Annotated in this window: 7 protein-coding genes; 3 read left to right on the top strand and 4 right to left on the bottom strand. The window is 38.9% G+C overall.

Annotated elements, in window-relative coordinates; translation table 11 throughout:
• Positions 1-751: 751 nt before the first annotated feature.
• Positions 752-973 (bottom strand): hypothetical protein, encoded by a 222-nt coding sequence (locus tag CWR45_RS10000; protein ID WP_115749726.1) that lies wholly within the window; start codon positions 971-973, stop codon positions 752-754.
• Positions 974-1372: 399 nt separating this feature from the next.
• Here CWR45_RS10000 and pdaB point away from each other — a divergent pair, with 399 nt between their 5' ends.
• Positions 1373-2131, top strand: coding sequence for a polysaccharide deacetylase family sporulation protein PdaB (gene pdaB / locus CWR45_RS09995; protein WP_115749725.1), 759 nt, complete (start codon positions 1373-1375; stop codon positions 2129-2131).
• A gap of 88 nt (positions 2132-2219) precedes the next feature.
• On the opposite strand, the gene CWR45_RS09990 is transcribed toward pdaB, so the two are convergent.
• Positions 2220-2885, bottom strand: a complete 666-nt coding sequence (locus tag CWR45_RS09990; protein ID WP_115749724.1) for a KinB-signaling pathway activation protein — start codon at positions 2883-2885, stop codon at positions 2220-2222.
• A gap of 133 nt (positions 2886-3018) precedes the next feature.
• On the opposite strand from CWR45_RS09990, the gene gerD reads away from it, so the two are divergent.
• A complete protein-coding gene (gene gerD / locus CWR45_RS19630; protein ID WP_147294832.1) occupies positions 3019-3684 on the top strand; it encodes a spore germination lipoprotein GerD in 666 nt (221 codons plus the stop codon).
• Positions 3685-3891: 207 nt separating this feature from the next.
• Here gerD and CWR45_RS09980 read toward each other — a convergent pair whose 3' ends face one another.
• Together CWR45_RS09980 and cwlD are read right to left on the bottom strand one after the other, a co-directional pair.
• Positions 3892-4950 (bottom strand): Mrp/NBP35 family ATP-binding protein, encoded by a 1059-nt coding sequence (locus CWR45_RS09980; protein ID WP_115749723.1) that lies wholly within the window; start codon positions 4948-4950, stop codon positions 3892-3894.
• Between the two features lie 82 nt (positions 4951-5032).
• On the bottom strand, positions 5033-5755 hold the full coding sequence (cwlD, locus tag CWR45_RS09975; protein WP_115749722.1) for an N-acetylmuramoyl-L-alanine amidase CwlD: 723 nt from the start codon (positions 5753-5755) through the stop codon (positions 5033-5035).
• Between the two features lie 165 nt (positions 5756-5920).
• Here cwlD and CWR45_RS09970 point away from each other — a divergent pair, with 165 nt between their 5' ends.
• Positions 5921-6337, top strand: coding sequence for a DUF948 domain-containing protein (locus tag CWR45_RS09970; protein WP_115749721.1), 417 nt, complete (start codon positions 5921-5923; stop codon positions 6335-6337).
• The last annotated feature ends 332 nt before the right edge of the window (positions 6338-6669 follow it).

Raw genomic sequence — 6669 nt, 5'->3', positions numbered from 1 at the left:
TAGGCACGCCGCCAGCGTTCGTCCTGAGCCAAGATCAAACTCTCCAATAAAGTGTTTGAAATGAAATTGACACCAATCAATTTCATAAGTCTCAAGCTTTAAGAAGTGTTACCTTCTTGTTTTGTTGAAAAGAAAACAAGTTTCTTTTCGTTGACATACTGGTTGTTTTGTTCAGTTTTCAAAGATCAATTATTTCGTTTGTCGTTTTCAGCGACGTATTCTAATTTAACATATTCCGCATTTGCTGTCAACATCTTTTTTGTAATTTTTTTCGTAAGAATTAATTACATTTCGTAAATGTGACAACAGAAATAAATATACCATAGATAAAATACAAGTTCAATAGAAAAAATAAAGACCGATAATTAAAATTAATTTTTATTTTGTGTACAATTTATTAATCAATCGAATATAGAACATTATATTAAACCTTTAACGTTTGGCCACTCCTTAATGTTACGGGCTTTGTAGCACAATCAAAACATTAGTAGTAGTCAGCCGGATCCAAAACATTCATCTCGGCGGAATCTCTAGCAGAGTAATTCTCCCTGACTATGATAGGACCAGGAACACTTAAAACTAGTAGCAATACATTCCACCATTATTAAACCAGCATAACTGGACAACCTATTTGCACAACTTTCTTCTATATAGTACTTATTCCAGTCAGAGTCTATCCGTCAGTCTTTAATAACAATATTAAATTAAAAGCCTCTATATGGATGAATACATACAGAGGCCCTATACTGCACTACAAATTTTCAGTCTGTTTCGGCATGTATTTCAAACATTCCTGCTCATTCACGACTCTTCTAAGCAATTGAAATAATTTATGATATCGTACACGCATTGCTTCCTTCATCTTTTGATCGATTCGGGAATCCTCTAAATCGAATAGTAATTCCTCTAACTCACGTTTCAATAAATATTCAATTTCCTTTTGCTCCATTTCATTAATTAGCAGTCCCAACATCCAGTTCACCTCTAGCTTTCTATACACATTCAATTATTTTCGTAAATGAGTAATATCATTTTTCTACTTATTACTCATACCATTCGCAATTATTGACGGTTTTTGTCGGTTCGTGTTTAGACAATCATTCGTAATCATCTACACTTCTCAACCGACGCCTATACTATTCCCCAAATTCCAGCCAATTCATCCATCTTTTTGCAAGAATTTCCCTTCTTCTTAATAAAAGAAAACTTCAATCAGCGTACTTTTCTCTCCTTAACTTTTCCTTCTATGTTGAGGTGAAACTACTCGTAACATCGGAGAAAAACTAACTCTTGATTAATAGGGCTTGTTCATATTTAATATTTTTCCTTCATAGACTATATAAAAGCACGAGATTGAACTGGAGGGGAAAAAATGAATCATTTTTATGTCTGGAAATTCAATCGCTGGAGACGCTGGCTTATTCTTCCCGGTATTGCATTGCTTACCGCTATCCTTCTTTGGATAAATGAAAATGGCAGCTTCTCAGTTTTTTCGAAAGAAGAGTCGGTTGCGCTCACGAAGGGAAATAGCGATGAACCAAATATTGGTCTCACCTTTAATATAAGCTGGGGTGAGGAACGTGTATTGGATATACTGGAACAACTGGGAGAGCAGGAAGTACAAGCTACCTTCTTCGTTAGTGGGGAATGGGCAGAGCGCCATCCAGATATCTTGAAAGAGATTTCAGAAGGAAAGCATGAGCTGGGAATGCTTGGATACAGATATAAGAGTTATCTTGATCAAGAGCTCGAACAGGTGAGGAAGGATTTACATTATGCAAAGGAAGTCTTCAAGAAGCTTGGATACAAAGATGTCACACTTCTTCGAACACCGAGTGGCCATTTTAATAAGGAAATATTAGAGCTCGCAGAAGGACTCGGTTTCAAGGTCATCCATTGGAATATTAATCCCAATGACTGGGAAAACCCTGGCACACAAGTGATTGTCGATAAAGTTATGAAGCAAACAACGAATGGTGATATTCTGTTACTACATGCATCTGACTCTGCTAAACAAACAGCAGGCGCACTAAGAACGATTCTTCCTGGGTTGAAAAATAAAGGATTCGAATTTGTATCAATAACGGAATTAATTAATCAGGCACATGCCGAGTCAAAATTAGTGGAATAATCCTTATCGAACTTAGTTAATATCACTAACCAATAGTTTCCCTTATATATAGAAAAAAGATACCCCTAATTTCTTAGAGGCATCTCCCTTATGCTTTGCTCGTCCCTACTTGTTTAGGTGAAGTAGGGTTGTTTTTTCTCTTCGTTCTTTCTGTCTTCTCCTTTTCATCCACTTTCGTTACGCGGTGTAATGCAAGCAATTGATAAGTATTACATGCAAGCAGTGGCGCAATCATGAGCCACGCATAATTCGAACCGTCTGTTTGCAGTCCTGGTACCCACTCAATCGTCGTCATCACAACCATTAAAAACAAAGCAGGAATAAATGCTTGTTTATTCGTTTCCTTCGCTTTAATCCGCGCAATAATTAAACCGTATACAAGAAGAACCGCGGCCATTAATATAAACCAAAGAATTGAAGTCTCCCCATCCGCTGCTTTATAAGGGAAATAGACCAAATCAAATAGAATAAATGCGATTAATAAAACTTGCACTGTCGGCCAGAAAGAGCGAAAGAAACCTAGGCCGAATCGATGAATAAATAAATAAGCAAAAAATCCTGTCATACTAAGTGCACTAAAGGTAAATCCTAAACCGATATTGAATAAGACAAGCCCAAGTATTTCCATAAAATTAAATGGACTTAAATTCGCGGCATAGACATCTGCTTGTACAAAAAAGCTAATGACTAGCCCAGCAATCCCACCAATGATAAGCGTTTTAAATAAAAAATTCACCAGTTTGCGACTATTCAATCGAAATCCTCCTAATTCAGGTCGATGTTTACATTACATGTATTTTATCACGATAGAATACTTTTTTCCTTAAAGAAGTGAATAGTTTATTATTTTGTCACTCATATTAAGGATATGGAAGGAGGAATTCCGAATGAATCGCAACATGCTTATTACCATTATAGGATTATGCTTTATCATATTAACCGCTTGTGCTGCTGCCGGTGGAGGTTCCTCTAACAGTGAAGCTGACTATGAGAAAACAAAGAAAATGGTTGTCGATATATTGCAAACGGAGGAAGGGAAAAAGTCGCTTAGTAAAATTTTGGCAGAGGAGAAAATGAAGCAAGAGCTTGTCATTCAATCCGATGTTGTTAAGAAAGCAATAAATGAAACTCTCGTTTCCGAGAAAGGTGCCGAAATGTGGTCCACCCTGTTTAAAGATCCGAAATTTGTCGAGGAATATGCGAAATCAATGGAAGAAGAACAGAAGAAACTCATGAAAAAATTGATGAGCGATGCCGAATATCAAAAACTCATGCTCGAGCTATTACAAAACCCAGAAATCAAAGAACAAAACCTTACCCTTTTAAAAAGCCAGCAATTCCGTTCCTATCTGGAAGAAACAATCCAACAGACATTAGAAACACCAACCTTTCAAGCGAAGATCCAAGAAATATTGCTAAAAGCTGCAGAAGAGCAGGCGAAAAGCAAGCAAGAGAGTAGTGGTGGTAAGTCAGGCGGAGGCACTGGAGGCGGGTCCGGCGGCGGGTCAGGTGGTGGCGGTGGTTCTCAAGGTGGAGGGGGTGGCGGACAATAATCTTCGCAATACTCTGTGAGGATGCGCATCTCCCTATTTTTGTCGAATATCGGCGTAAAGAGTGTATATATCGGCGAGTTTCCACATTATATCGGCGTGTTCGCCAAATATATCGGCGTCTTTCCAAATATATCGGTATTTACCAGCAGCCAGCCCCTCGTCAGCCGTCGAACATAAAGAAGAGCACCCATCACAGGGCGCTCTCCTTTATTCTTCCATTTTCGCAATCACTTTCGCAGCTATTTTATGATATTCTTTTCCGTTTGGATGATCCTCTTGGTATACAGATGGTGCAAATACTTCCTCTTCCATATATGGTTGCTGTAATTGTAATTGTCCAAGCACTTTCGTTTCAAGTACATCCGCTAGCTTCTGGCCGCCGCCTTCTCCAAAAACATGCTCCTTTTCACCAGTCTTTTTGCTAACAAAATAAGACATATTTTCTACAACACCAAGGATCTCATGATTCGTTTTAATCGCCATTTGTCCAGCTCGTGCCGCAACAAATGCTGCTGTTGGATGTGGAGTCGTAACAATTATCTCCTTACAGGAAGGAAGCAGTTCATGTACATCCATTGCAATATCTCCTGTACCTGGTGGTAAGTCAAGCACAAGATAATCTAAATCTCCCCACTCCACCTCGGAGAAAAAGCTATTCAGCATCTTCCCAAGCATCGGTCCACGCCAAATGATTGGTGAGTTATCTTCAACAAAAAAGCCCATTGAAATAACTTGTACCCCAAAACGTTCCACAGGAATAATTTTCTTCCCGCGAACAGCAGGACGATTTTCAATTCCCATCATGTCTGGAATACTAAATCCATAAATATCTGCGTCAATGATTCCTACCTTTTTACCTAGTCGCATTAAAGCCATTGCCAAATTTACAGTTACCGTTGATTTCCCAACGCCCCCCTTACCACTTGCTACAGCAATAAATTTTGTTTTCGTGTTTCCACCTAGCAGTGATGTTTCCTTCGTTTGTTCGGCTGCAGGCTGGTATTTACGAATGACGTCGTCTTGCAGCTGTTCGAAGCGTAGACCAACTGTTGTTGCTCCATTTTTCTTTAAAATGCCAACAATCTCTTGTTGTAATTGCATTTGTTCTGCAGTATTCATTTTTGAAATAGCGATTTTTACACTAATATGTTTCTTCTCTTCCTTAATCGTGATTTGCTTAATTCCCCCAGTTTTTTCCAGGGTTATATGTAAAAACGGATCTTTTACCGGGTTCAATAGTTGAACAACTTCTTCTTTTGTTATCACAATGACCGTGCCTCCCTATTCATCGTTATACATTGTAAGTATAACATAAATAGGGAGAAATCTAAGAGAAATGAATCCCTTTTCATTCCCCTTCCTCTATCTCCTCTGTCGAATACCGTAAAATACCTTCATAAATACTAGCAGCCATCTGTTCTTGATAGCTCGTACGCTTCAGTAATTCTCGTTCCTCCTCATTCGACAAGAAGCCAATCTCCACTAATGCACCTGGAATCTCTGCATGCTTTAACAAATAGATTCCATTAATCTTTAATGGCTCTCGTGTCGTATTTTCCAAATTACGAATGATTTCCTCCTGAACCATCGTTGCCAAATGTTTATTTTCTTCGAGGCTAGGATAATAGAAGGTTTGCGCACCACGCCAACGCTTTGATGGCAACGCGTTTAAATGAATCGTCAAAAAGAAATCTGCTTCGTGACTATGAATAAATTGCAGCCGATTACGAATGTCCTCCGACTTTCTTCTAGATAGCCCACTCGTACCTTCCGCAGCTAAATCCTTATCTTCTTCCCTCGTCAAATAGACGATGGCACCTGATTGCTGTAAGTAATTCTGCAGATTCTTCGAGACTTTTAAGGCGATATCATCCTCTTGCGTACCATCTGAACCAACCGCACCACCATCTGGGCCACCATGACCAGGGTCAAGCACAATCACTTTACCCGAAAGTGGCATCGAGAAATTAGAATTCGAAGCTGGATTATCTTTATCAATAGGATAGAAAATGAGAGCAGCTAATAATAAAGCACCAATTACCCAGAAAATAGGTTTATTCAATCGTTTCATATCATCCCCCCTAACTCATGCTCCATTATTTTATGGGACAAGATTAGGATTTATGACAAATTCACGAGGACATTGCGCTATTTTTAATTAGAAAAGTTTACTATAATTAAAATAATGGGTAGAATAATAGTAATGGATTACACATAATGGAAAGGGGCCAGCAAGATGACTTGGTTAGGAATTGGCGTACTTGTAATCGGCATTGCACTTTTAGTACTTGTTCTCGTGTTAATAAAACCACTGCTTAATTTAGCAGGTGTACTTACTAGCGTACAAAAAACGACAGATCAGTTACCACAAACGGTTTCCGATTTAACTTCACAAACAAAAGAGGTAATGGGAACGAGTGTGGAAACATTAAATCAAGTGAACACCCAAATCAAAGAATTAAGCCCACTCTTTTACACAGTAGGTAACCTTGGAAGAGCCACGAACCATCTAAGCTCATTAGTTGTCAATGTAGCCGATGAAACAAAGACAAAAACAGCATCTGCTAATAAACTCGCTACAAACAAGAACTTAGAAGGATTATACGGCGTGTTAACGTTAGGGTATTTCTTATTCAAGAATGGTAAAAAATAAGATCAAAAGCGGAAGTTCCCGTTTAGCGATGTACGGACTGCGCCCCACAGGATGTGGGGTGGTTCGACGTTGCCACATGAAGTGGCGACCTTAAGTATAACTTTCTCTAGATCTCAGAGATAAAGGAAACTCTTTGGGAGCATAAGCGAATCGATGTTGACTTTCACCGCAAGGGAATAAGTTCGACTAAGCCTCTGGTTTCACGAATCGGCAAGTCTTCTTATCATATGAAGGTGAGGAAAGTCTCGCTAGGAGCACGGGCGCTAAAGCTGGACATGACCTCTATTGTCACGAGAGTTGAAATAAGGAAATTTTTATACTTTCATATTCCA

The sequence above is a fragment of the Oceanobacillus chungangensis genome (genome assembly GCF_003369565.1).
Lineage (GTDB): Bacteria > Bacillota > Bacilli > Bacillales > Amphibacillaceae > Oceanobacillus > Oceanobacillus chungangensis.
This window is presented reverse-complemented; position numbering and strand designations above follow the sequence as displayed.